Source organism: Cellulophaga sp. F20128 (assembly GCF_023015805.1).
Lineage (GTDB): Bacteria > Bacteroidota > Bacteroidia > Flavobacteriales > Flavobacteriaceae > Cellulophaga.
This window is the reverse complement of the sequence record NZ_JALKBA010000091.1, coordinates 1-401: the sequence shown is the minus strand read 5'-3', so window position 1 is coordinate 401 and position 401 is coordinate 1. Positions and strand designations below refer to the sequence as shown.

At 42.4% G+C, this 401-nt stretch carries 1 protein-coding gene; it reads right to left on the bottom strand.

Translation table 11 applies throughout. The annotated features are described in order from the left end of the window. Positions 1-401, bottom strand: a 401-nt coding sequence (locus MWU65_RS17600) for an Ig-like domain-containing protein (protein ID WP_247079976.1), incomplete at both ends; no start/stop codon positions are given.

The window sequence follows — 401 nt, the reverse complement described above, 5'->3', positions numbered from 1 at the left end:
GTAATTGGGAAATCGGCTGAGAGTGGACTGATATTACCAGCGGTATCTGTTGCCTGTGAAGTAATTACATAACTGGCATCACCAAGGGTGGTTCCTGTATGATCAAAGGACCAGTTTCCAGATCCATCAGCAGTTACAAATCCAATACTAATACCATCAATAAATACTTCTACGGAAGTATTTGGTTCTGCTGTTCCAGTAAATATCAATGTATTATCATTGGTAATACCATCATTTGTAATAGCTCCTGAATCGTCACTAATGCTAGTCACTACAGTTGCTGCCGGATCGGTAGTATCTACGGTAATTGGGAAATCGGCTGAGAGTGGACTGATATTACCAGCGGTATCCGTTGCCTGTGAAGTAATCACATAACTGGCATCACCAAGGGTGGTCCCAGT